Source organism: Bradyrhizobium sp. HKCCYLRH3099, from assembly GCF_051167855.1.
Classification (GTDB): domain Bacteria; phylum Pseudomonadota; class Alphaproteobacteria; order Rhizobiales; family Xanthobacteraceae; genus Bradyrhizobium.
The window spans coordinates 1-24,445 of the sequence record NZ_JBNPTW010000026.1; the positions used below are offsets into that span (position 1 = coordinate 1).

Annotated in this window: 17 protein-coding genes; 9 read left to right on the forward strand and 8 right to left on the reverse strand. The window is 58.0% G+C overall.

Going from position 1 to position 24,445, the window contains the following annotated elements; all coding sequences use genetic code 11:
- Together ACQR1Y_RS32360 and ACQR1Y_RS32365 are read left to right on the forward strand one after the other, a co-directional pair.
- The coding region (locus ACQR1Y_RS32360; RefSeq protein WP_434894333.1) for a hypothetical protein at window positions 1–218 on the forward strand (218 nt) is incomplete at its 5' end.
- A 691-nt stretch (window positions 219–909) separates the two neighbouring features.
- Window positions 910–1,524, forward strand: a complete 615-nt coding sequence (locus ACQR1Y_RS32365) for a hypothetical protein (protein ID WP_434879632.1) — start codon at window positions 910–912, stop codon at window positions 1,522–1,524.
- A 78-nt stretch (window positions 1,525–1,602) separates the two neighbouring features.
- On the opposite strand, the gene rfbA is transcribed toward ACQR1Y_RS32365, so the two are convergent.
- The 4 genes from rfbA to rfbC are packed head-to-tail and all read right to left on the reverse strand — an operon-like array spanning window position 1,603 to window position 5,026.
- Window positions 1,603–2,493, reverse strand: a complete 891-nt coding sequence (rfbA, locus tag ACQR1Y_RS32370) for a glucose-1-phosphate thymidylyltransferase RfbA (RefSeq protein WP_434879633.1) — start codon at window positions 2,491–2,493, stop codon at window positions 1,603–1,605.
- 8 nt (window positions 2,494–2,501) lie between these two features.
- Window positions 2,502–3,404: a dTDP-4-dehydrorhamnose reductase gene (rfbD, locus tag ACQR1Y_RS32375; RefSeq protein WP_434879634.1), complete on the reverse strand. Its 903-nt coding sequence runs from the start codon at window positions 3,402–3,404 to the stop codon at window positions 2,502–2,504.
- A gap of 3 nt (window positions 3,405–3,407) precedes the next feature.
- Window positions 3,408–4,454 carry a dTDP-glucose 4,6-dehydratase gene (rfbB, locus tag ACQR1Y_RS32380; RefSeq protein ID WP_434879635.1) on the reverse strand — a complete coding sequence of 349 codons (1,047 nt, stop codon included), beginning with the start codon at window positions 4,452–4,454 and terminating at the stop codon, window positions 3,408–3,410.
- Complete coding sequence (gene rfbC / locus ACQR1Y_RS32385; protein ID WP_434879636.1) at window positions 4,451–5,026, reverse strand: dTDP-4-dehydrorhamnose 3,5-epimerase; 576 nt, start codon at window positions 5,024–5,026, stop codon at window positions 4,451–4,453. The genes rfbB and rfbC overlap by 4 nt, the downstream gene beginning before the upstream one ends.
- 711 nt (window positions 5,027–5,737) lie before the next feature.
- On the opposite strand from rfbC, the gene ACQR1Y_RS32390 reads away from it, so the two are divergent.
- The 4 genes from ACQR1Y_RS32390 to ACQR1Y_RS32405 all read left to right on the forward strand — a co-directional run bounded on the left by ACQR1Y_RS32390 (window position 5,738) and on the right by ACQR1Y_RS32405 (window position 11,591).
- The gene (locus tag ACQR1Y_RS32390) at window positions 5,738–7,204 is read left to right on the forward strand and encodes an undecaprenyl-phosphate glucose phosphotransferase (protein WP_434879637.1); all 1,467 of its coding nucleotides are present in this window, start codon (window positions 5,738–5,740) and stop codon (window positions 7,202–7,204) included.
- Between the two features lie 1,739 nt (window positions 7,205–8,943).
- Window positions 8,944–10,140: a hypothetical protein gene (locus tag ACQR1Y_RS32395; protein ID WP_434879638.1), complete on the forward strand. Its 1,197-nt coding sequence runs from the start codon at window positions 8,944–8,946 to the stop codon at window positions 10,138–10,140.
- A 139-nt stretch (window positions 10,141–10,279) separates the two neighbouring features.
- Window positions 10,280–10,930 carry a hypothetical protein gene (locus tag ACQR1Y_RS32400; RefSeq protein ID WP_434879639.1) on the forward strand — a complete coding sequence of 217 codons (651 nt, stop codon included), beginning with the start codon at window positions 10,280–10,282 and terminating at the stop codon, window positions 10,928–10,930.
- A 388-nt stretch (window positions 10,931–11,318) separates the two neighbouring features.
- Complete coding sequence (locus tag ACQR1Y_RS32405) at window positions 11,319–11,591, forward strand: hypothetical protein (protein WP_434879640.1); 273 nt, start codon at window positions 11,319–11,321, stop codon at window positions 11,589–11,591.
- 910 nt (window positions 11,592–12,501) lie between these two features.
- Here the strand turns inward: ACQR1Y_RS32405 and ACQR1Y_RS32410 are convergent.
- From ACQR1Y_RS32410 to ACQR1Y_RS32425, 4 genes are all read right to left on the reverse strand, one after another.
- On the reverse strand, window positions 12,502–13,464 hold the full coding sequence (locus ACQR1Y_RS32410) for a glycosyltransferase family 2 protein (RefSeq protein ID WP_434879641.1): 963 nt from the start codon (window positions 13,462–13,464) through the stop codon (window positions 12,502–12,504).
- Between the two features lie 112 nt (window positions 13,465–13,576).
- On the reverse strand, window positions 13,577–15,808 hold the full coding sequence (locus ACQR1Y_RS32415) for a glycosyltransferase (protein ID WP_434879642.1): 2,232 nt from the start codon (window positions 15,806–15,808) through the stop codon (window positions 13,577–13,579).
- A 27-nt stretch (window positions 15,809–15,835) separates the two neighbouring features.
- Window positions 15,836–16,846 (reverse strand): glycosyltransferase family 2 protein, encoded by a 1,011-nt coding sequence (locus tag ACQR1Y_RS32420; protein ID WP_434879643.1) that lies wholly within the window; start codon window positions 16,844–16,846, stop codon window positions 15,836–15,838.
- Between the two features lie 2 nt (window positions 16,847–16,848).
- Entirely contained in the window at window positions 16,849–17,934 is a 1,086-nt protein-coding gene (locus tag ACQR1Y_RS32425) for a glycosyl transferase family 1 (protein ID WP_434879644.1), read from the reverse strand.
- 599 nt (window positions 17,935–18,533) lie between these two features.
- On the opposite strand from ACQR1Y_RS32425, the gene ACQR1Y_RS32430 reads away from it, so the two are divergent.
- From ACQR1Y_RS32430 to ACQR1Y_RS32440, 3 genes are all read left to right on the forward strand, one after another.
- On the forward strand, window positions 18,534–19,997 hold the full coding sequence (locus ACQR1Y_RS32430; protein WP_434879645.1) for an oligosaccharide flippase family protein: 1,464 nt from the start codon (window positions 18,534–18,536) through the stop codon (window positions 19,995–19,997).
- A gap of 478 nt (window positions 19,998–20,475) precedes the next feature.
- Window positions 20,476–21,606: a glycosyltransferase family 4 protein gene (locus ACQR1Y_RS32435; RefSeq protein ID WP_434879646.1), complete on the forward strand. Its 1,131-nt coding sequence runs from the start codon at window positions 20,476–20,478 to the stop codon at window positions 21,604–21,606.
- A gap of 416 nt (window positions 21,607–22,022) precedes the next feature.
- Window positions 22,023–24,245, forward strand: coding sequence for an AAA family ATPase (locus ACQR1Y_RS32440; RefSeq protein ID WP_434879647.1), 2,223 nt, complete (start codon window positions 22,023–22,025; stop codon window positions 24,243–24,245).
- Window positions 24,246–24,445: the final 200 nt, after the last annotated feature.

A 24,445-nucleotide genomic window follows, 5' to 3' on the forward strand; every position in this document is an offset into this window, starting at 1 on the left:
GCTCCAGCATGGAATTTGAATCAGAAGTTCACCGCCTGGGGAATCCTGATTCCGGCAAAAAACATCATGTTCTAGAAACCGGCGATTGCCTTAGCCTCGACTGCTGGGCCCATACGATGCGAAAGGCTCTCAAGATCGCGCGGTCAACGCCACTATGCCGCAAAATCCGCATCGCCGCTATTCGGGATTTTCCTCCTACTCTATTCTCGGGTCACTAGCACCCACGCACAGGCCGTCGCCGCGTCCGGATTTGGTAACCGCGCACGGCAACAAGACCACCCGCGCAAGCGGCAACCCAACCCGTTTCTCGAGAAATGAAACAAGAAGATTATCGCCTCTCGACATGACGGGCACCTGACAGGTCTGACGCCGTTCGGCCATAGCAACGAACATTCGGACCTTAGCGGCTAAGGCAATCCATACTGATATAATTAATTACTAGACGAGCAATAGGCGCCTGTTGAACGACGGCGCGCCGGCGAACGCAGTGACCGCGCGAACGTAATGCTACGCCTCTACGACTAGATCACTATCAACCTCGGCTACCTCGAGGTCATGGACGATCGAGGGCGATGCCACCTTCTCCTGATCCTCCAATCTTCCTAGCAATTCCAGAAGCCGCGACGGCAAATCAGAAGAGCTCCGATCTAGATAAAAACGCAATCTGTCGCCTATCTCATCGCAGATGGCTTTACAGTGCCTGTGACCAAGGTTGTCAATGCCCATAACTTACCCCCTTCATTAGAATGAAGAGAAATACATTAGTATCATATTAACACCTGAGGTTGCCAGGCCGGATAGTAAACGCGACGTAAAATCCTTATCTCAGGCGCAGCATCCTCATTTAAGAAAAACCTTAACAACAATCGGCTAATTTTTCCGAATGCGGGGAAGTTCACGGGGGCCATCGTGGATATCGTACTGTACGGGATGCTCGGACTACTGGTTGCATCGTTCTACTTTGCCTGGTCGTGCGGCCGCTCATATTTCGCAAGGGGACGAAACAATGGAATTGAGGACGCGGTGCGCGAGCTCATTGTCGGCATGGCGCCCCATCTTGCTAAGAACCCCGGCCCGGACATTCAGGCAGCTTTAAAGAACCTCAACAGCAATCTGGCGCAGTTCTCCGATCCGAGACAAAAAAGATCCGACCCCACTCCTTCGCTACTTTGGGTTTTGGGCGCGGCGCTCGCCGAGGAGTGCTGGCGCACAGGACACGGCGCTGGGGTCCGCCGCAAGGCTCCCACTGAAGGTCAGATCAGAGTCGACCTCTCACCAACCGAGCTGCTGCAGCTCGGAGGACTCGCCAATCTGGGGTTTCAGCACATGATGCCGAATGCGCGGATTATTGCAGCCCATCGTTTCGTCGACATCGACGATGCCCGAGATGCGTCCCGCTCCTTAAGCAAGGTGGAGGCTGCAATCCCAAGCAAGTATCGTCCGGATCTGCTCGCTCAAGCAGAAGCCCGGGAGAACTTGATCAAGGGCTGGTGGCGACCGGCTGTGCACCGCAGCACAGCCTGATGCCCGCCTTTACACTGCAAGTCACCTCGAAGGGGTGACGCGCATGTCCCGAACAATGCTGCAACGCTGATCCAAGCCCTAGTTTCCACCGTGCTGCTCAGACCTTGCGACCGATAGCAAGTATTGCCCGTAGTCGCACTTTCCAAGACGCTCGCCAAGGCGCTCAAGCTGACCACGATCGATAAAGCCTCGATTGAACGCAATTTCTTCCGGACACGCAATGCGCAAGCCCTGGCGGCGTTCTAGCGAGGCAACGAAATCAGACGCCGCCAGCAGACTGTCCGGCGTCCCAGTATCAAGCCATGCGAAGCCGCGCCCCATCTGTTCGACTTGAAGCAGGCCACGCTCCAGGTAGACTCGATTCAGATCTGTAATCTCCAGCTCGCCGCGCGCCGAGGGCCGGAGCCCCGATGCGATGCGGACCGCGTCGCCATCATAGAAGTACAGGCCGGTGACAGCGAAGTTCGACCTGGGAGTGGCGGGTTTTTCTTCGATCGAGTTCGCCCGACCGGTCTCGTCGAAGCCGACGACTCCATAGCGCTGGGGATCCGCAACACGGTATGCAAAGACGGTGGCGCCGTGGGTCCGCTTGGCGGCACGGGAGAGCATCTCGGGAAGCCCGTGACCGTAGAAAATGTTGTCTCCAAGAATGAGCGCCGATGAAGCCCCATCCACAAAGTCGGCGCCAATGATATAGGCTTCGGCCAAGCCCGCCGGGCGCTGCTGGACGGCGTATGACAGCTCCAAACCCAACGTCTCCCCGCTACCGAGCAGCGATTCGAACCGTGGCAGATCCTCAGGCGTCGATATGATCAGGATCTCACGAATGCCTGCAAGCATCAGCGTTGTCAGCGGGTAATAGATCATGGGCTTGTCATAGACCGGAAGCAACTGCTTAGAGATCGCCAGTGTCATCGGGTACAGGCGCGTTCCGCTGCCACCCGCCAGAATAATTCCCTTCACCTTCATCCCCCTCGTCAGACTTCGTCGATGATAAGGCGCGAGACGCACTCCGAAAGCGATTGCTCGAGCGGCGGCATGTAAACTCCGAAGACCGCCATCAGGCGGTTGCAAGACAGACGAGAGTTCGCAGGACGTCTGGCAGGGGTCGGATAATCGCGCGTCGTGATCGGCTCAACATTTGCCGACCGTGCACCGCGCGCCGCCGCAATGCGCATGATCTGGCGGGCGAAATCGCACCATGTGACAACATCGGGACCGGCAATGTGCGTGACACCGCCGAATTCCGTCGACCATCCAGACCGATCAATCCTGCCCGCGATTGCTAGGATGGCCCGCGCAATGTCGTGAGCGGAGGTTGGGCATCCGACCTGATCATCCACCACTCGCAACGTGTCGCGAGTAGCTGCGAGCCGAAGCATCGTACGAACGAAGTTTTGCCCGAACGGTGAATACACCCAGGCAGTTCGTAGGATGACGTGCCGATCGTTCGCGACAGCCACCGCATGCTCGCCCGCGAGCTTCGAGGCGCCATAAACGTTGATCGGGGCGGTCGCGTCGTTCTCCACGTAAGGAGTCGGCTTTGCGCCGTCGAAAACATAATCCGTTGACAGATGGATCGTTGGGATCTCCAGCCGTGCGCTTGCCTCTGCAACCGCTCTCGCCCCATCGCGATTGACGTGAAATGCGGCGGCCGATTCTTCTTCCGCACGATCGACTGCGGTATAGGCGGCGGGGTTAACCACGACGTCCGGGCTGAAGCTACGCAATGCTCCCAGGACGGCCTCGGCATCCGCAATGTCGAAGTCATTGCGACCGCCGAAGCCGACAACCACGTCAGTGCGTTTCTCGGAAACCTCCTGAAGGGCTCTGGCAACCTGCCCCTGCCGCCCGAGAATATATATTCGGGTTGTCTTCAAGAGCTACCTCGACGCGCCGATGCGCTCGCCACGATAGACCTCGCGTAGCGGCTCCCACCAATCCGAACGGTCGAGATACCAGCGAACGGTTTTCTCGATGCCTGTCTCGAACGTCTCCTGGGCCTTCCAGCCGAGTTCGCGCTCCAACTTGCTGCAGTCAAGTGCATAGCGGCGATCGTGACCGGGCCGATCCGCCACAAAGACCATTTGCTGCTCATACGGACTGCCAGCGGGGCGCAGCCGATCCAGACACTGACAGATTTGTCTGACGACATCGATGTTACGGCGCTCCGTCCGTCCACCGATGTTATAGGTCGCGCCTGGCGCACCTCGTTCAAGCAGAACAGCCAGCGCACGGGCGTGATCATCGACAAACAGCCAGTCGCGAATGTTGCCACCGTCGCCATAAATGGGGAGTGGCTTCGCTTCCATAGCGTTCAGTATCATTAGCGGAATGAGCTTCTCCGGAAACTGATACGGTCCATAATTGTTGGAGCAGTTCGAGACAATGACCGGCAAACCATAGGTTCGGTGCCAAGCTCGGGCCAAATGATCGGATCCGGCCTTGCTTGCCGAATAGGGCGAGCTTGGATCGTATGCCGTCGTTTCCGTGAAAAGCCCCTCTTCCCCAAGCGAGCCGAAGACCTCGTCTGTCGAGACATGGACAAACCGAAAGCGATCTGCCTTCGGACGCCCCTTTCCCTTCAGATACCCCCGCGCAGCCTCCAGCAATGTGAAGGTGCCAATGAGATTGGTCTCGATGAAGTGATCCGGACCATCGATGGAGCGATCCACATGTGTTTCCGCCGCGAGATGGACAATTGCGTCTGGAGCGAAGGTCGAAAAGGCTTGCTGTACTTTCTCTCTCTCGCAGATATCGACCCTCTCGAACGACAGGTTCGGGTTCGAGATCACTGGCGCTAACGACGCCATGTTTCCGGCATAGGTCAGCTTATCGAGGACCAGGATGGTGTGTCCGAGATCGGATACAAGATGCCGGCAAACTGCCGATCCGATGAAACCGGCTCCACCGGTGACGATGATCTTCATGAGCAAGATTTCTCGGCGAGCTGGAAAACGGGCGCAAGGTTGCAGAGGCGGGGGTGAGTACGGTCTTTTTCAGATAGGATCACTTCGTGATTGCCGAGCCTCCAATCGATCCCAAGATCTGGATCGTCCCACGCGAGACCGTGCTCGGCTCCCGGATCCCAGTAATCGCTAACCTTGTAGAGGACCTCGCAAGGCGCCTCCAATACCGCATAGCCGTGGGCAAAGCCTTCCGGGATCCACAACTGTCTCCAGTTGGTCGCGGACAGCTCAACCGCAACATGCCGCCCGAAGGTCGGGGACCCGATCCTGATGTCGACGGCCACATCCAAAATGGCACCGCGAATACATCGTACGAGCTTGCCTTGTGCGCGGGGTGGACGCTGAAAATGCAGACCGCGGAGCACGCCGCGTTGGGCGGAGTAAACGTGGTTTTCCTGGACGAGATCGCTCGGCAGACCGGCTTCCGAGAGAAGGTCGCGGCGATACACTTCCGAAAAGAACCCCCGGGAATCGCCATGTTTCACGGGGGTAAGAGACAGAATGCCTAATAGTCCATGGCGCTCAATATGCATTCCAGTCTCGCAATCAGGTGATCAAAGGACTCGACAAGGCCGCTGAAGGTTGAGGCCAACTTATACCAAGAGCTGAAAATCAGACCAGCCCTCGTCATCGGCCTTTGCCTAGTGCAGTCGGATCCCTTCAAAACAGGACCCAGAGTGCTGTCTCACGCGCCCGCGCGTCGAATTCCGGCTTCCACTCCTCTTGTGATAAAAATACAACAATCCTGGCGACGTATTGAAGTCCCGTGTTTTCACCTGCCTCAACGCGAATTGGGAAAACGACTGCCCAGCCCCGATCCCAGTCTCGGCATGATGGCGGCGTGGCGGATCAATCGAGATCGCCGGACTTCAACACGGGCGAAGACGACACGAGGTCTCATTGTTGTCAGCCCAACCCGGTGCAGACATCAACGAATCACTTCGCGGGCCTGCAGCGCCGTCCAGCTTTTATGCCTCCGAAACGACGCGCGATCGGAGCGATCGGACTCGCTCGGTGACTAGATCCGGCCATCGCGAGCTCGTTTGAGGAGAGCGGCGAACTGTGTCGAATGAGGAACAAACGGTCCGAGATTGCGATTAGCCCACTCCCAATACCGTTCTGCGCCGCACATGAGGTTGCATTGCACTGCCCTCAAGACTAGTCTGCCCGTATTGGTGGAAAATTACTTCTGCAAGTTGAGATCAGACTGGCTGCTCACCTTTTGAATGCGGAACGGTTCTTTGATGTCTATGCGGTCAGAGGTTCGCGATGCCGAGCAGGAGGTTGGCGACTCCGCGGTCGCCCCGATCCAAGCTCCGCTTCCGAGCCAGGCAGTTACTTATGTTCTGGCGACGGCAGACGCGACTATCATTCTGATCGCGAGTCTGTCGGCCTGCTTTACCTATCATTGGCTTACAGATACTCCAATCCCCGACCTGTCGGCCTATTTCGCGCTTGGCCTCGCTGCGAGCTTTCTCCACATCGTGCGGCTCAGCGGGCACGGCTACTACGATCTTGAAAGCGCTGCGAAGCCGTCGGTTGAGTTCCTTGAGATAAACTTCTCATGGCTCACAACTGCGCTGATGCTGGCCTTTTTTGCTTTCCTGTTCAAAGTCGGCACCTCATTCTCGAGAGGCGCTTTCCTGCTGTTCTTGGCGACCGCACCCGCCGGCCTCCTGACTGGCAGGAAGCTGGCCAAGAGCATCCTTGAAGACGCAGTCGGCCGTGGCGTGATCGGCCGACGCGATCTCATTCTGCTTGGTACTCCCCTGGAATTGGATGCGCTCGAACCGAGAGATCTTCTCGTTTTGTTCGGCGCCGCCGAAGTGCATCGCGTAGCGCTCAGCCCGGCGCTGGACGCCGAAAATCAGACGGCGGGAGACCTGAAGGCTGTCGCAACGGCTGCCAAGTTCATGCAGGAGCACGAGGTTTCAGAGGTCCTGCTCGTGATTCCCTGGAACTCGCCAGAGCGGCTAGAGCATTTGCGACAGCAGATGAAGGCTTTTCCCGTGTCAGTCCGGCTGCTGCCTGACAGGCAGATCCGCGCCTTGAGCGACTATGCTCCATCTGCCCAGCAGCGGGTCGTTTCGCTGGAAATCCAAAGAGCTCCGCTGAGTGGTGTCGAGCGCACCGTCAAACGCATGATGGACATAGTGATAGGCCTGATGGCCCTGATCTTATTAAGTCCCATCATCGCTTTAACAGCCCTTGCGATCAAACTCGACGGCAAAGGCCCGATCTTCTTTCTTCAGAACAGAAAGGGGTTTAATGGCCGCCAGTTCGTCATGTTCAAATTCCGGACAATGACCGTCCTGGAAAACGGCGATACGGTCACCCAGGCTACGCGTAACGATCCGCGGGTGACACGTATCGGCGCATATCTTCGAAGCGCTAGCATTGATGAGCTCCCTCAACTCGTCAACGTGCTACGCGGGGACATGTCGCTCGTCGGCCCCCGCCCTCACGCGATTGCCCACGACAATCAATTCGAGCGCCTACTGCAGGACTATGCATTTCGTCATCACGTCAAGCCGGGCATGACCGGTTGGGCACAGGTAAATGGCCTTCGCGGCGCTACCCCCTCGCTCGAGCTCATTTCACGGCGGGTCGAGATGGATCTCTGGTATATCAACAACTGGAGCCTTTGGCTCGATGTACAGATCATCATGAAGACGTTTTTTGAAGTGCTACGCAAAAGAAATGCGTTCTGAGCCGGCCCGCAGCTCCAATCGCTGATGCAGATGGACTCGTCGCAGAGAAGGCTGTTCTGAAATCTAGTCTCATGAAGGACCTGACGCCGTCTCAGCGGCTCCAGCTCTGTGCCCAGCGCAGAGCTTCGATACCAGAAGGCGATCCAGGTCACAGAGGCCATCCATTAATTGTATTGAACAGCGAGATTTCGTCAGGTTAAGCTTGGTTTCGCTCCGTTTCGCCCGAATTGGCCCACCAGAGGCCACTTTGGTGGCCGCAACAGGCGATCAACATGGCGCGACTGCCATATCTGCGCCGATTTTGACATGGTTAACTGAGCTTCTGAGACGCAACAACCTGAAGTGTCGACCAATGATCGCTGCCCTCAACTCCCGCTTCAAGCATGTGACGCTGGCGCTCGGCGCGGCAATCGCGAGCGCGGCCTTCTTCAGGCACACAGCTCACGTCTACGCTGGCTTCTCGCGGGAGGAGATCCGGTCGGCAGCCTTGATGATGTGCTTGGCTGTATTGGTCCTTTTGACAGCCGGACATGTGCTCCAACGAGCTTATCCACGGGATTGATCCTCAGCGGAGGGGACCACCGGCGATCTATTGGAGCTATCGGTTCCAGTTCAGCGGGCAGGCTGCGCGCCGTCTTTCCGCATGAAGCAGATCACCCGTCCAATTGTCTGAAGCCGTTGTTGGCCGCTGATGGGAGTGTTGATCTCAGCCCTTATGGCCTCGGCAGCCTTGTTGCAGAGTTGCTCGGATGGGAAAGAGTCGATCACCTGTGTCGTCGGTTGTGTTGGGCTTCCAAACACGACCCACTGTAACGAAACCAGCAAAACCCACTCCATCGAAAGCTCCCTGATCGGTCGCAAGCCTAGCCTTCAGCTCTCGCGGCACCCCACGTCAGCTTCCACGACTCGTACGTTTCGACCCTAAGGATCGCCTCGCCTCGTGTCCATCAAGCTGGTACGATTAGTGACCTTTGGGAATGCTTGCCAGGGGAGGAGACAAAGATGTTGAGTGTCCTGACAAAATGGAGCTTGACGGCGCTATGGCTGGCAATTTCGTTGGGTCCCGCCACGGCCCAATCCGGCGTCACGTCTCAAAGAGATGCCAATGGCAATATTCGGCGCGACCATGCGCCGTATTCGGCGCATGGTATCAACCAGGGCCCAATTAACAACGGGCCGATCAGGAACACGCCTGCTCAACCTTCGACGACAAACCGCTCAACCCAGCAGGGGCCCATCAGGTAGAAGTCGGGTCTGCGACTGCAAGGCTTTGTGTCGTCACCACCAGATCATCTCGCGCGCGGGAGCGCCACAGACGATTGCCCGGCGACGATCCGCACCATACGCCGTTTGAACTGGAACGGTCCTGATGCACCCCGGATGGATCGCAAGATTGTAGTGGAACGGAGCGCCCTCAAAGGACCCATGAAGGGGGCACAAGTGCTCGAAGTTGGGACCGCATTGCGTCAGCGGATAGAGCCGATGACGCGCCATTGCGGGAGCCGATGACGCCATAGCAACAATCGCGACCGTCGCAGCCATCGCTATCTTTGCCTTGGCGTACATCATCGTCATTATCTCCAAAGTGAAACCTCATCTCCGGCTGCCAACCTATACGACTCTGCGAGTGCTGGTAAAGCCACCCCCAGACCGTCGGCATGGGATATGACGCCTTAAACCCCCTGTGCTTAGACGCAATCTATCGCTATCCTCGCCCCATGGAGGCAGGGACAGGCGCTATGAATCCGGAATTGTCAAGCGTCGACAAGGACAAGACCGTTTCCCCGTTTGCGCAGGAAATCGAATATGCGCTGACCCTGCAGCGCATGATCCATCGTCTTACCGAGGATCCGGCCGAGCTTCGCTCTACGGTCTACGAGTTTGCCCGCTCCCGACTCAAGGATCAGGGCCCCTGGCTGGATGCAGCCGATCAGGAGCGGCTTGTGGCGGCGCTCGAGACCGCAATTCAAGGGGTTGAGCAGTTTGAGGCAAGGCGCGTCGAACGCGAAGGACTCGCTCCCCCGCCCCCGACCGCCAGGTTGTCGCACCGGGCGACGCCTCCAGACGAATCCGAAAGATCCCTCCCATCGGTCGCAGCACCGATCACTCCTGCGACTGAGGACATCATTTTGCCGGCGCGGGCGCATTGGGGGCAAGATATTGCGTACATCCAGGCGCCACGGGCCGGATTGCTGGCGAATTTGGCACGCTTCTGCTTCAGCGTGGCGCTGATCGCCGGCAGCCTGACCATCATCCTGCAAAGAGATACCATCTGGGGGCGCCGTGAATCGCCCGCTGCGTTGCACATAAGCACGCCTGTGGACGCGCCTGCGAACTTGCAGGCCTCTAGCTCGGCACCCGCCGTCGGATCAAGCCAAGCCCCGTCTCCTCCACCCTCACTTGGTTTCCCGGTTCCTGGAGATTACGGCATCTATGCCATTGCGGAGAACGAGCTGAAGGAGCTGGAACTGCTTCCCGAACGTGTCCCCGACAAACGGATTTCGATTTCGACCCCTCTCAATCACCCGAGCCGCACCACCCTTCCCGACGGCAAAGTCCGTTTCGTTTTGTTCCGGCGCGATCTGGCCGGTAATGCGCCGGAACGTTTGGAGGTGCGGGTCGTGGCACGGGTGAGTCGCGCGCTGTCATTCGATGCTAAGGGAAAACTGTTGGTTACGCCAATTTCCGATGCGTGGAATATCCGCAACAAATTCTACGAGCTCAGATTGCGCCCAATTGCCAACAATCCAGAAATGCTTCTCGCCCAATCCGACAAAGTCGATTTCTCGCTTCCGCCTGGGCGCTATGTGCTGGCATTCCGAGAGCAAGCCTATGATTTCACCGTAGCCGGGACCGTGACTGAATTGGCCCAATGTCTCGAGCGGACCGATGCTGTTAACGGATCGTTCTACTCCGAATGCAACACCAAGCCCTGAGCGCGGGGAACGCCGTAAGTTTGCGCTCAGACCTCTCCGTCGACGGGCTCGCCCAAAGAACCTCGAGCCTAATAGCATCTGGTGTCCGCGGGCGTCCGTAGTCGATGATAGCCACAGACGCCGCTTCAAGGTAAAATTCATGAATCTGAACCGGCTTCCCCACTATTTTCGGGCCGCTTGCTTTGTCGCGCAGAAGTATCTTCTCGGCTACTCTGTCGGTCAGACGCCGGTTTTCGACGAAGGTGGCCTTAGTTTCTTTTCGACAGCAATCCGTTCCAGCCGAATTTATCTGGAATACGGCAGCGGCGGCTCGACTGTTATGGCGGCGAAGTATGTCTCCCAATTAGTCAGCGTGGAGCCGGACCCGGTATTCGCCAGAGCCGTAAAAAAGGCACTGCCAGAAACAACAGCAAAAATCTCGATCCTTACGCCAGATATCGGATTGACGCGCGACTGGGGCTATCCGGTGTTCGACGTCCCCACCGCCAACAGGATCGCAAGATGGAAAAGCTTGCCGCAAGCACCGTGGAAAGTGCTCCAGGATATGCCTGACCTGGTCCTTGTAGACGGCCGCTTTCGCGTCGCCTGTGCCCTTCAGAGCCTGTTACAGATCGACCGCACCACCAAGCTGTTAGTGGATGACTACGAAGGCAGAGACTACAGCGCAATCGAGCAATTCGGCGAGCTCGTCGCGATGCACGGCTGTATGGCTGAGTTTCGCAAACGATCCGATTTCGACGAGCAACTCTGCCGGGCAGCGCTCGACCGCTTTTATGCCGATCCCCGCTAAGGACTTAGCGCAGAGATAAGCCTCAGCTGATTTCTCCCATAACCGGATGAGGCGTTGCGGACGTTCTTGCTGAATTCCTGGCGTTCCGATGATCGGCGTTCGGACACCGAAGACAGTCACATCACGTTTTGCTTACGAACTAGTTCGCCTCCTAAATTGCCGCACTCACGCTGGCCGGTTTGAACTATTCGTTTCCAGCTAAGCGTCTCATTTCTAAGCCGTCGACGATATTCGTTAGTCCGATCGAAGGCCGAGCTGACGTACCATATAGACCGGAAGTACGCCATGATCCTGCTTGAGCCCTACGTTCGAGCTATGCCAATCTGCGGCATTGAGGCTCCGCGGCCTGGGAACGGCGGAGCCAGCCGTTCCTGTAAAGGAGCACTACATGTTGAAGCGAACTGAAAAATCGGCTCGGAAGCCAATGGCGCGGTCCGCACTCGAAAATGAACTTGCGGAGGGTGTCCGTAACAGTGACCCCGCATGCGAACGCTTCGTTGCCGTTATCGTCGAGAAAGTCACGCCAAAGGAACGAGGCGGCCCTAACTGGGCCGTCAAAGGGGTGCGCTATGGCGGAGCGGACCGTGAGCGCTCAGGCGCCGCGCTCTCTGCTCTGGTCGTCACCCGGCAACAGGAGGTCGAACTTGGGGATGAGAGTTGACTTGATCTGGAGACCTGCAGTTACCGGCCCAAAGGCGCTCGTGTTTGCCGCGCAAATGGTTTGGGTCGCGACCGGCGGGTCATGACCCAATTCATGAGTGACATCCTTACTGCTGGGCGGGAGCGTCGGGACATCAGAGCGGCCGCGACCAATCCATTCAGAAGCACCCAACTTCCAACCCAAATAGCGATGGTGGACATTGCAAGACCTCCTCTCGGACCAAACGTCCCGCGGTGCAGGATGTTCCGTAAGGCTTTCGAGCGGCTCCCGCTGATCGTCCCGTGCACGGGACTGCCGCAAGCTTGATGGGTCGGTCAAAAATGCGGCCCCGTTGCGGACGTTTTGCGTCCGGGAAAAGGCCAGACTGGTATACAAGCTTAGTACACCGCGCCGTTCGTTACGCTTACTCTTGTCTTGCTGTCGCCACAAATCATACGAGCACTCACGGAAGGACAGAAACGCGTTGCTCCGCGTAGCAGACCCGTGATCTCATGCTGCAATAAAGCGAAGCATCGTCCGCACATCCCGCTAGTGCGCTATGGCTACTTGGGTCAAGCGCAACGACCGATGCGTTCGTGTCCAGTAGCGAGCTCGCTTGCCCCTGCGTCGAATGACGTTGACACAATTAGTAAGGCGATCGAGATGTTGACATCTGATGTCCGGTCGCAAGATCAAGACTTTGCGATAGTGAGTGCCATCAAGCTTTCGCATCCGCAGCAATACCCAATGGCGTGAACTGTGACGTGTTCGCAGGATGACTGATGCCCGCGGGGGTCATCTCAAGAGGGAGAGAGCACACTCTGAGCGTCCGATCAGCTCAACGTCCCTTCCGCGTCGACAGGGTCGGCATCTCCTGCGATCTAGATTCGGCGCAGCCGCTGACCGACATCGATCAGGATCGATCGGCGGATTAACGTCCAATCAGTAGGCGTTTACACCGAAGGAACACCTGCTCGAGCAAAAGTCCAAGCAAATATAAGGATGTGGACCAGCGAACGAGGAATGCAGACACAAAAGCCTCTATGTTGCGCGCCTTGACTGCATCGATCAGGTTCAGCCATTGGACGCGGGAATCGATCGAGGCAGAGTGTTCCTGAATGAGCAATCTCTGTTTGTGCGTGAGAGATGCAAACTTCTCAAGTTCGCGATCACTATCCCGCAAACACTCAAGGTCGAACTTCGTGTGGTTACTACTGATCGATCCCGGCCGGACGATGGCGACGTATGTCTTCGACGGCACCACCCGGAAAACTGCGCCTGAAGCCAGAGCTCTTGCATAAAGCGCAAAATCCTCACCCAGCCTCAGCTTCTCATCGTAGCGCAACTGACGATGATCCAGAAAGGCGCGCCGGATAATAGGCTTCAGAAATCCGTACTCCTTTCGCAACTGTCGCGAACGGCTGATATTGCCTGCAACGAACGTCTCAAAATCCAGGATGATCTCCCGCTCGATACCGAGTAGAAAAGTGGTGGAGCTGGCGTCCTCTCGTTCTCCCTCTCTGACCTGCAGGTGATCATCTGCCACGAAGTCCGCGCCGTCCGACCTTTCCAGGAGAGCCCGGATCCGACCCGGCTTGAAATAATCGTCCCCATCCAGGATAGCTACAAAGGCTGCCTCGGAGAGCTCCAACCCGCGATTGCGCGCTGCTGCCGGCCCGACATTGCTTGGCATCTGCTCAAGCAGGATTCGGCCGGTGAATTGCCCAGAAGACAGTCCCCGCACGACCGAAGCCGTACGATCCGTCGATTGATCATCAATCACGATCACGCGTCCGACCTCCGGCTCGGCAAGCGCGGAGCGTACAGCACGTTCAATCGTGCCTGCATTGTTGCGGACGGCGACGATCACGTCGACTATGGCTGAATTGATCATTGCGGCCATCCGGCGCCAGCGCCCAGGGAATGCGCTAGCCTAAGACGCAAATCCAGGCAGAGCATCAATTTGGCCATAGCGTAGGCTGCGATCAAGATGCAGGTCATGTGAATTAATCATGCCGAGCATCCGCCGCCGACACCTGTTGAACTGCGTCTTGACCGCCCAGCGCCGACACGATGCCCCCATAGCAGCGCTCCGGGGAAAAATGCGCTGCAATCGCCGAGATGCCTTTGGTGCCCAGTAAACGGCGTTTTTCTACATCGGCCATCAAGGTAACCACGCCAGACGCAAAACCGGCGGCGTCATCTTCAACAATCGCGCACTCGCCCAGAACATCCATCACCCCCTGCATCGTTGTCGTGGTCGCCACCACTGCCTTGCCCTTCGATAGCGCTTCGATCAGCTTGATCTTTAGTCCCGATCCCAGACGTAACGGCGAGATGACGACACCAGCCTCCAAATAGAGACCATCCAGATCGTCGACCACGTTCAGCAGTCGGACACCGGCGGGTGCTGCCGGGAGAGCGTTGCACACGCTCCCTGCGATCTGAAGCTCCACATCCGGCCTGCGCTGCCGAATGATGGGCCAGCACGCCTCAAGGAACCAACGGATGCCGTCCACATTCGGCCCGGCCGAGCTCCCGACAAACAATAAGGTCTCGGATCGACCCGGCTCAGCCTGACTCACAGCGGTCGCCGCCATGGGAGCAACGATGATCTGATGCGAGGGCAGCTCACGCTGTAGCACTGCGGCCTCATCGCGTTGAATCGCAACGATGGTCTCTGCGCGCGCCAGCATCCGCACCTCTTCGTCGAGTGACAGTCTCGCCAGTGCGGCAGGATCGGACCGGCTGGAAAACAGATCGTGCATGATCACCAGCCGCCGCGCGTCCGGTCGGAGTGTGAACGCGAAAGCTTCTGTTAGAAAGCAGTAATCGGCCACCTGGACATCCCCACAGATGGCCGCTTCCGTTGCTAGAAAAAGCTGATCCGCGCGCGTCAATCCCTGGGATACCGCATAGGGAGCGGGCTGCGAGAGCCGCCTCGATATCAGGCCTGCCCGATAGAGCAGGCGGTCTAGCAACCCCAACACCCCTTTCATTGCTACGCGCGGATCGCAAGTAATTATGTACCGACCAACGCGCATTGTCCCCCGGATCTTGATGGATTTGAACATGGCCATGTCGCTCGACAGCTTCAGGAAGGGCCATCGTCCCAAGGTAACAGGCGAGGGTACGATCAAGTGCACGTCCACCGCTTGTCCGCGCAGAAACTCGACGATATCCAGCAGATAGCGTGAGCTGCCATTGGTCCGGCCCACGATCCGTTGGCGACTGAGCACGCAGATCTGAGGTCGCTCCGGGCGTTTTGGCTGCGGTTTGGCGAGCAGGCGTAAGAAAAGCTCGCGCACGGGAAGGCGTAACAGGGCGGCAGCAAAAGGGTTTCTCGCCGCAATTGCCACGGCCCGAAGCGCTTGCCGCGCCTTAATCGCCTGAACCAGTCTCTCGAACGCGAGCGCTCGCCTGACCGAGCGCTCGCGCGCGCGAAGGACCGGCGTCAGAGCGGTCAGGGATTGTTGTTGTTTCCGTTCCTCCTCAACATCGAGAATGCTCGTCAGCACCGCCGTGTTGAGCCGGTGTGAGATCGATCCGCTGTGCCGTCGATAGAAGTACCCGAGCCGGGGTATGGTGCGAAACTTCGCACCCGATAGCATGAGGCGAAAGACGAAGTCGTAGTCCTCGGCTATTCTCAGTCGCTCGTCGTAGCGAACCCTGCCGGCTTCGATCAGCGAGCGGCGAAACATCGGTTTGAGATAGCCCAAGGCCGGCCCGCGGCCATAAAAATTGTTTGATCTCACATAGTCTTCGATTGTAACCCAATGCGCCTCTTTAGCCCATTTTCCTCTCAACACCGCATATGGGCGCGTTTGCCGGCTGGATTCGAAGGCCAGCAGATCGTCGGCAATGATATCAGCGTGACAGCTTTCGGCCGCCTTGATCAGAGCTTCGAATCGATCCGGATGCACCAGATCGTCGCTATCCATGATAGCGACCCATCGTCCCCTCGCAATGTCGAGGGCGCGGTTACGCGCGGCCGCCGGACCGGCGTTTCTTTGCAATTGGACGAGGCGGATCCTGTCGTCGGCAGCACCGATCTGCTGTACCAGCTGCACGCTGCCGTCGGTGGAGGCATCGTCGCAAACAATGACTTCAAGATTGCGTAGGCTCTGCCGGCATACCGAACGAATTGCGTCGGCAACAAAACGTTCGCCATTATAGTTTGCGACGATCACACTGACGTCGATTGCATCTCCGGATGCATCCTGTTCAGTTTGGGCCATTGCTATTTCCAGGCAACTCGCGGCCAATCAGCTGTTCGATCGGATTTCTTTGGGAAGCGCACCGACTGCATAATTCAGAAAGCCGAATGAAAATCCCAAATGCATGATCATTGCTGCTAGTCCTGCCCCGCATTCGCACGGCTGTCCCTTACGAAAGCCGAGTGAAAATCCATAGAAGATGCAGATCAGCGCCCATAAGATTGCAGGGCCTGCGAAAAGCGGGACGAAAAAGCCTAGCAGAGCCAGCGCCACTGCCGGCCCGACCATGATCGGCGCCATCTGCCGCAGCTTCGGTAGAACGCGATGCCTATGAGCGTTCTTCGCACGACCGCGCCCGAAATTCCAATATTGGCGAAACAAGGCAAGCGCCGAACTTCGGGGATAGTAGGTGATGTCCGCTCCACCACACAGGTAGATTCGAAATCCGGCTTGCTTCAACCTCCAATCTAGCTCCGCGTCCTCGTTATGAGAGAACGTTTCGTCGTATCCTCCGACCGCCCTGAAGGCGGCAACGCTCATCAGCGCATGATGCCCGTGATCCACGAAGCGACCGTCGGCTGCGCGTCGATGGGCAGAGCCGCCATTACCGAGGAGCGAGTTCTGCGCCGCGGCGGTCGCCCTTTGAAAGCAGGTTGTTCCCTTGGCGATCATGCTGACAACGACGGAATCAGCTCCTGTTGCCTCCTGCGCCGCGAGCAGTCTGGCGCAGAATCCTGCGGGATAGGCAGCATGCGCATCCACCCTGACCAGGAAGGGAGCGCTGTCACCCCAATCCTCGACTGCCCTGTTGACGCCGCAGCTCTGAATCCTGCGACGGTTGTGCAGAACCACGATACGATTATCACGCGCTGCACATCGTTCGACAATTTCTGCTGTTCGATCGGTGCTGCCTCCGTCCGCAACGACGATTTTGCAGACGATGCCATCGGGCTCCGCGATGAAATGGTTCAGCGTCTGCTCAATGTGCTCCTCCTCATTTAGACAGGGGATCACGACAATGCAGCGCCGCTGGCCAGTGGTATTTCGTGCAGTCGACATGCTCAAGATCCTTCACGTGCCAAGTTACGGGCCACCGCGAGGGACGCGACAAGCTGTCGGCAGCTGTCCTTCGTGTCGGCGATATCGGAAGGGGGGACACGATCCACTGCTGCGGCCAGATCTCTATACCGGTCAGGCACCAATCGGCACAGCAACCCCTTCAGCTCAAGCTCCGGGTCCCCCCTTAGGATTACCCCAATACCTCTTTGTTCAAGCCAATGTGCAGTTTCGACACCCTCCAGCGCGATCGGCACGGTCCCAAAATACGAGCTTTCGTAGATACGGTTCGGCAAGAGCCAGGACGAGTTGAGCCCCTGCTCGAAGAAATCAACGGCCCAGCTGAAGTGAACTTCGCCGTAGAGGTTCGACAGCTGATCGGACCGGTAGGGTCCGCTAAAACTCACGTGCGGTGAGCGGCGGACCAAGTCATCAAAATCAGGAAACTCCTTGGACGACGGCCGGCCGGCGATGCTCACTTCGACCAGGCCGGCCGCTTCGCGGGCAACGGCTGCAAGAATTGCGAAACTCCGGCGGCACCGAAGCATTCCGAACCACCCCACCCGCCAAGGTGGTCCGGCCGGGAGTTGCCGCGAGGCACGCGCGAGTGTCTCGGTGTCGGGAAACAGCAACTTGTTCTCGACAACTTGGATCTGGCTCTGGAACCTCCTTGGCCGGAAATATTCGGAGATGAAACGCGGCGAACTCGTCAGGATCAGATCCACCTCGCGCATGAGGTTTGACTCCAGTGACCGCAGCAGCCGGCTTGGCAACCCCCTTCCGAGCAGCAGCCTATGGATATCGAGGCACTCAAACACCAGCGCAGCTCGCTTGGCGTAGCGGCGGCGAAGCGCTGCGCCGAGGTAAAGCATCTCCAGATTTCTTGCCAGAACGACCTCGCTGTCCTGCACAGCATCTGCCAAGACGGCCAAGCGGAAACGAGCCGAGGCGACGGACAAAACGCGCGCAACAAAGGCCCCATCCATTGTCGCGCCGAGATCGACAACTTCGCAGCCCTCAACCTCACGTATCGAAGCTGCGCTGCGCCTGAAGCCGATCAACTTCAGATCGGCGCCGCCAGCCTTCAGCATTCGGGTCCGCCGATGGACGGCAGGATCCGAGAGATCGTGAACCAGGTAGGCGATCTTCAGCTTGCCCTCTCCATCTTGGCCACTGTTCCCGCCGGTCTACACTTATTGGGCGCGGCCAGCAGATCAAAATAAAACCAGCCGGATCCTGCCATTAAGGCTAATATCGGAAGGTTCGGACAAAAGCGCCGGCTTTTCGACTGCTCCCTTGCGCGCCTATCGCAACCTCTTTCATTGCAGCTGTCGGGACGAAATGTAGATACCAGCCAGCCACGACCATGAGCCAGAAACCATTAGCCTCAGACCCATCAAGTCAAGCAGCCGCTAAATCTGTTTTGCTTTGGGACTTCGGAAGGTGTGCCCCGGCTCGACGCGCCCGCGACGCCCAAGGCTTGGCCCCAGGTACAAGGCAGGCGCTCCGCCCATACTGCACCGGCTCAACCTGCAGCTCCGATGAGCCATTTGGCGCCGAGGCCGTTCGGAGATGAATGGATCCTCACAAGGAACGCAGCCGTTGCTTCAGACGCCCGGGCCCCTCCGGCTGCAAACACTTCCGGTCGCGCCCGCCGCTACGAGGGGCGCACTTAGTTTGCCGCTTGCACATGCGTGTCCGCCATCTCGTGAGCAATAGAAAAGTTTTCATAGGAACAACCGTTCTTGCGGTCGGAAACGCATGCCGCTACGTGCTTCAGCTCGTCTTGGTCCCCGTGCTTGCTCGGATCCTCGGACCGTCATCCTATGGCGGTATCGCCCTGGCAACTCCGTTCTTCTTCTTTTTAATGCTCTTCAGCGACCTCGGCCTGGGAGCCTCGCTGGTGCGCGCTCCCGAGCTGACGCGGACGCTGGAATCAAGCGTATTCTGGATCGTCATGGGACTTGCTCTGGCGCTGGCGTGCTTGCTTGCCGTTGCCGCCCACCCGATAGCAGACCTTCTTGGGCAGCCGGCTCTAGGCGGCATACTCCTCGCCCTTGCACCTCTGTTCCTGCTTTCCTCGGCCACCATCGTTCCTTCTGCGCGTCTTCAAAGAGCCGCGCGCTTCAAAGCCGTTGCCTGCGCCGACATACTCTCGACAGTCGGCGGAGCCGCCGTTGCTCTTGCCACGGCCTATTGCGATTGGGGCTCCTTTGCACTCGTCGCGCAGCAGTGGACACTTTGGCTGGTGCGGGTTGGTGTATTTGCCATAGCGTCCGGATTTTTCCCGATCCTCAGGCTTGACCTCTCCGCGGCGACAGCCCGGGCGCGGTTCGGCATCGGTCTTGTCGGTTCCCAGGTCATCACATTCCTCGGAACGAACCTCGACAATGTCCTTGTGGGATCGCTGTTGGGGCCAAGCGAACTCGGTCGCTATGCATTCGCCTATCAGTTGGTCAACATACCTTGTCAGATCCTTGGCGGCATCCACTACGCCATTATGCCCGCCGTTGCCGAAAACCAGCGCAATGGACTGCAGCTCGCGAGGCTTTATTTCGGCTCGCTACGAATGATACTACTGGCCATTGTCCCTGCTCTGACCGGGCTCGCCCTGACGTCCGATCTTATCATCGAGCTTGCATTGACCGAGGCTTGGCGCGGCACAGGAAGGTTGGTCGCGCTCCTCACTCCATTCGGTATTGTCCAGATGGTGTTCGTTCTGAACTCGGCTATGGTCATCGGCGTGGGGCGAACCGAAGTCGAATTTCAGATTAGCTTGGTTCGTTCGCTATTCCTACTCATCGGGATTTCGACCGGTTTGGCCTTCGGCTCTGCTGGCATAGCTGCCGGGGTCTCGGCAGGGACCGTCGTAAGTGGCGTGATTTGTACCTATCTTGCCCTAGAGACATGTAGAATTCCGAAGGCAGAATCGGCCGCTCAAACGCTCGAGCCGCTCCTGGCGTCCGGGTTCATGATTCCGGGCGTCATTGCGCTCAGGACGGTGATAGCCGACCGAACGTCGCCTCCCCTGGATTTCGTCGTATGTGTCGTGATCGGTGTCGTTTTATATATTGGCGTGTTGGCGCTCCTCCCTGGAGCGAAGCTTCGAGAGGACGTGCTCGTCATCCGACGGTCGATCTTCACGCGCCGCTAGTCAACGCCGCCTCAGCCTTCAGGAACTTTTCCAGCGCCGTCCCGCGTTTTCACGATTGCAACCGCGATATGAATTGACAGGAAACAGCGCATTGCAGTGCCACCAGACACCTCGCCAATTAACCGTAGACCAGACCGCAACTGGACTCTTCAGCCTTGACTACGCACAGTCTGGGGTCGCCGACGTGCCGATTTTGAGTATCCTCAGGGATTTGAGTATCTTCAGGGAACTAATTAAACCAACAGAGGTATAATGTCGGATCACTCCTCTTAAGTTGTTTGATCGCCGACGCGGCTTCAATCGATCGCCCTGGGTCGCGCCATCTTGTTCGCAAGACGAAAATTATGCCATATCGATCAATTACGTTGCGGCCCGCGCAGCGCGCCTGCCCGAAGGCCTTTCTTTTCCTGGCACTAAGGTTGCGCCTGCCCGACGGTGATGGAGTGCGGGAACGTCAGTTGCCGCGGGAAGGTCAGAGTTGAAGACGCTCTCTATTCTCACGCCTACGCGGTATCCGTGGCGCTTCAACGGACCGCGCCACAGCCGTCACAGGATTGAGCATCGGACGTTCCTTCCTCTCAACTACCTTAGCACGAAGGTCGAGGGAATTACCCTCTTCAACCCTCTGCCTCCGCGCCACTTCGATCTGGTTCATGCATTCAACCGCCTGCCGATCGGGACAACGCCTTACATCATCGGGTTTGAATCCCACCTCCCTCGCGCTTACGGGCTTGAGCAGACCGCATATTTCGGGATGTTGCGAAGATCATTAGCGAGCCGACGTTGCCGCGGCATCATCGCGATTTCCAAGCACGCGCGGGGAATTTTCGAGGCCGTGCACGCTGATGCGGCTGAGAGAGACGTGTTGCTCGCCAAGACGACGGTGCGTTATCCCAATCTCCCGCTTCCGGACTGGGTCGAGCCCAACGAACCACCGATCACCGATCGGATTCGCGTCAGCTTCGTCGGCAATCACTTCGCACGCAAAGGGGGCTGCGTCGCCATACGTCTTGCAGAATTAGGTGCAGCGCGCGGAGTTCCGTTGCACATATCCATTGCCTCCACACTCACCATGGGACGGGGCATCTGGACAGATCCGCTACGTGAGGGGTACTTCCACGACTGGCGTCGCAGGCTTGAACATCCGGCCATAACGCTCTTGGGATCAATCGACAATGCGGCGGTCACGGACCTCTTTCGCCGCTCGGATTTTTCGCTGCTGACCACATTCAGCGACACGTTCGGCTATAGCGCGCTGGAGGCGATGGCCGTGGGCTGCCCGGTCATCGCAACGCGACAAGGCGCGCTGCCTGAATTCATTTGCGACCGCCAGAATGGCATCCTGCTCGACTTGCCTACCAACCGCTACGGAGAGTGGGTCGCATCGAACGCGGCAAATCGCGACAGCCCCGCCTTCGAGGCAACATTTACGGACGAAGTCGAACGGCTGGCACAGCAGGCGCTCGAGGCAATCATGCAAACCTATGAAGAGCCAGGTTCACTCGCGCGCATGAGGGTGGCGGCACGCGAAACGATCGCGATCCACTTCGGAAGCCAGGAGGCGTCGCGCTTCTGGGACGAGTATTACGAGGCTGCGCTCGCCTCCTGATCTGACGGCAGGCCCACCTTGAGCGGCGCTGCGTGAGCCTAGTCCTTCCGACTCGCGGAATAGCCTGATCAACGGGTCCGATGGGCCTCAGGACGGTCTGACGCTCAACCTTCTGCACAGGACATCGGGACGGGCCGCCTCTCTTGATCACGTTTTTACCACCATCTTGAAAATCCGGCAATATTTGTCCCCGATGGTCTCGGAAAAAAATCGAAATGCAGGAAAGCGGAAGGCATATTCGAGCCATTTGATTTGACCGGTGTCTGGATCTGCCGAAGACAAGGGGCACCTCGGAGGTTTGCGAACGAGGCGCCCATCGTCGGATGGGCATCTCGGCAGGCTCATTTGCAAGCAACGACATATGCGAGCGATCTTGAAGGATGCTTGCTGTAGAGAGGTTGAGAAGGGTACGCCCGATGAGTGGAATCGAGACGATGGAGTCGAACTTGTCGGCCGCGGCCGATAAATCGGATTCCACCCGAGGCGCTCTCCTCGTAATGCGCGAATTTCTCCGTCGCCATTGGCGCCTGATGATAACGACTACGGCCTTGGCTCTCGGGGCCGGATTCGCCAACATTGCTCTCACCCCGGCGAAGTACGCCTCGCAAGCCTCCGTCATGATTGGCAGCAAGAAGGATGTCTGGATCCGCTCAGACCTTACCATCGAGAACTTGCTCGTCGACGACGCTGCGGTCGAGACCGAGATCGAAACCACGGTGTCTGAAAAAGTCATCGCGACAGTCGTATCGCGACTTCATCTTGATCAAAGACCTGAATTCGAATGCCCCGATCGCGGACTGCTCAGGTTTCTGTCCGGGCCTGATTCGAGCCTGCGTTCGAGCGAAGCGCGTCTGCGCTGCGCGGTGGCGACGGTCAGCCGCAACCTTAGCATCGTCCGCGTAGGACGAAGTTACATCGAGGAAATTACCTACACCTCGCAAGATCCCATTCTCGCGGGCGAAATCGCCAATGCCGTTGCTCAGGCCTATATCGAAGATCAGCTGCAGTCCTATTTCGAAACCGCGGTCCGAACGAGAGGGTGGCTCGAAAAGCGCGTGGCGGAGCTCCACCGGCAGGTTCTGGACTCCTTACAGGCTGTGCAGGATTTCAAATTCCAGAATGCGATCATCCTCGGCTCGCAAGGCCGACTCGCGAGCGAGGTCGAGTTGGACAAGCTCAGTAAAGAGCTGGCCAAATCGCGCGGAGAGACCATCCAGGCTCAATCGAAGCTGGAGCAGATTACGCACGTTCTCGCGCAACGCACCACGGGGCAGGCTCTTGACCTCGCCGCCGCCCCGTCAGTGCCGGATGCACTGAAGAGCCCCGTGATCAATGGGCTCAGGGACGACTTTCTACAAGATAAGAACAAGGAATCCGAACTGAGTTCGCGGTATGGGCCAGATCACCAGGCCGCCGTTCAGTTGCGGGACCGAATGGCAGCTCGCCGGCACGCGATCTGGGACGAGGTTGCACGCCTCGCCGAGGGGTACAAGAGTCAGGTTGAGATTGCCAAGTCGCATGAGGACGAACTGAACAAGAAACTGGGGGAAGTGTTTCAGCAGTCGGCGGAAACCCGGCAATTGCAGGCCAAGCTACGGGAACTAGAAAGCACGGCGAAGGTCTACCAGACCAACTATGCGACTTTTTTGGCTCGGTTCGCGCAAACCGCGCAGCAGCAGCCGCTGCCGCAGAACTCATCGAGGATTGTCCACGAGGCAGGTCCCGGATTTCGTGTTGCGCCGATATCGAGTCAAATCGTGATCTTATCGGCTGTATACGGCCTGGGATTCGGGATCCTTGCTTCGCTCGTAAGACACAGGACCGGCCGCGGCTTGCGCACCCGGAAAGAGCTCGAGCGTCTCACACAGAAGCCCTGCCTCGCGACGCTGCCAATTGCCCGCAGGAAACGCCTTAGGTTAAGCGTACGTAACAAGATGAAGGCCGAAGCCGCCGCGTTCCGGCAGCTCGCCGACGCGAGCCCGTTCTCGGCGACGGCCGAGGCGCTTCGCGCCATCAAGCTCGCACTGGATCTGAAGAAGGCAGGCGGTAAGATCATCGGGCTGGTTTCGGCAGTTCCCGGCGAGGGAAAGACGACCACTTTGGCCGGGCTAGCGGCCTTCCTGGCGAAGAACCAACACAGCGTGCTGCTGGTTGATGGCGACCTTCGCAATCCAGCGATGACCAGAATGCTCGAATATACCAGGCAGCCTGGGCTGTTGGAACTGGCCGCCGGCCAATCTGATCTCGAGCAGATCGTTATCTCCAGCCTTGCGTACGGCTTTGATTTCATGCCCGCGAGCGCGCACCTGCGGCCTGCAAGCGGCGCCGACATTCTGAACTCGACACGCGTGCTGGATGCTCTTAAAGCTGCTCAAGATCGTTATGATTACGTTCTGGTCGACCTGCCGCCGATCCTTCCCGTTGTTGACGTCGTGGCGACAGCCTCGATGTTCGACGCGCTGATCCTCATGATCAAATGGAACGATACGCCAGCATCCGTCGTACTTGCCGCCTTATCGGAGTCGCCCATCGTCACCGATAAGGTTGTGGGAGTGGTTCTCAACAAGGTAGATGAAGCAGCCCTGCGCCGTCTCGAAGGGCAGCCCAAGCGAAGCTACACATATTACGGCGAAGCATGAGCCCAGAACATGCTGGCGATGTGGAGGAAACACCTTCAATCTAAAGCTACAACCGTATGACAGCTCTCCGGCGGTCGGTCTCATCCGGCCGACAGGACCTGAAAAGCTTACTTCTCAAGAAGACCCCCTTCTGGCCGAGAGAGTACCAAACGTGCACGCCCGTCAGGCAATCCGCCGGCGAGACCAATACAAAATCTGCC

Coding starts and splice junctions, on each gene's coding strand:
- ACQR1Y_RS32405 (WP_434879640.1), top strand. CDS start 11,319: ATGTTGAAGCGAACTGAAAAATCGGCTCGGAAGCCAATGGCGCGGTCC.
- ACQR1Y_RS32420 (WP_434879643.1), bottom strand. CDS start 16,846: ATGTCGACTGCACGAAATACCACTGGCCAGCGGCGCTGCATTGTCGTG.
- ACQR1Y_RS32390 (WP_434879637.1), top strand. CDS start 5,738: ATGTCTATGCGGTCAGAGGTTCGCGATGCCGAGCAGGAGGTTGGCGAC.
- rfbA (WP_434879633.1), bottom strand. CDS start 2,493: ATGAAGGTGAAGGGAATTATTCTGGCGGGTGGCAGCGGAACGCGCCTG.
- ACQR1Y_RS32400 (WP_434879639.1), top strand. CDS start 10,280: ATGAATCTGAACCGGCTTCCCCACTATTTTCGGGCCGCTTGCTTTGTC.
- ACQR1Y_RS32395 (WP_434879638.1), top strand. CDS start 8,944: ATGAATCCGGAATTGTCAAGCGTCGACAAGGACAAGACCGTTTCCCCG.
- rfbC (WP_434879636.1), bottom strand. CDS start 5,026: ATGCATATTGAGCGCCATGGACTATTAGGCATTCTGTCTCTTACCCCC.
- ACQR1Y_RS32415 (WP_434879642.1), bottom strand. CDS start 15,808: ATGGCCCAAACTGAACAGGATGCATCCGGAGATGCAATCGACGTCAGT.
- ACQR1Y_RS32425 (WP_434879644.1), bottom strand. CDS start 17,934: ATGCTGAAGGCTGGCGGCGCCGATCTGAAGTTGATCGGCTTCAGGCGC.
- ACQR1Y_RS32410 (WP_434879641.1), bottom strand. CDS start 13,464: ATGATCAATTCAGCCATAGTCGACGTGATCGTCGCCGTCCGCAACAAT.
- ACQR1Y_RS32430 (WP_434879645.1), top strand. CDS start 18,534: ATGCGTGTCCGCCATCTCGTGAGCAATAGAAAAGTTTTCATAGGAACA.
- ACQR1Y_RS32440 (WP_434879647.1), top strand. CDS start 22,023: ATGAGTGGAATCGAGACGATGGAGTCGAACTTGTCGGCCGCGGCCGAT.
- rfbB (WP_434879635.1), bottom strand. CDS start 4,454: ATGAAGATCATCGTCACCGGTGGAGCCGGTTTCATCGGATCGGCAGTT.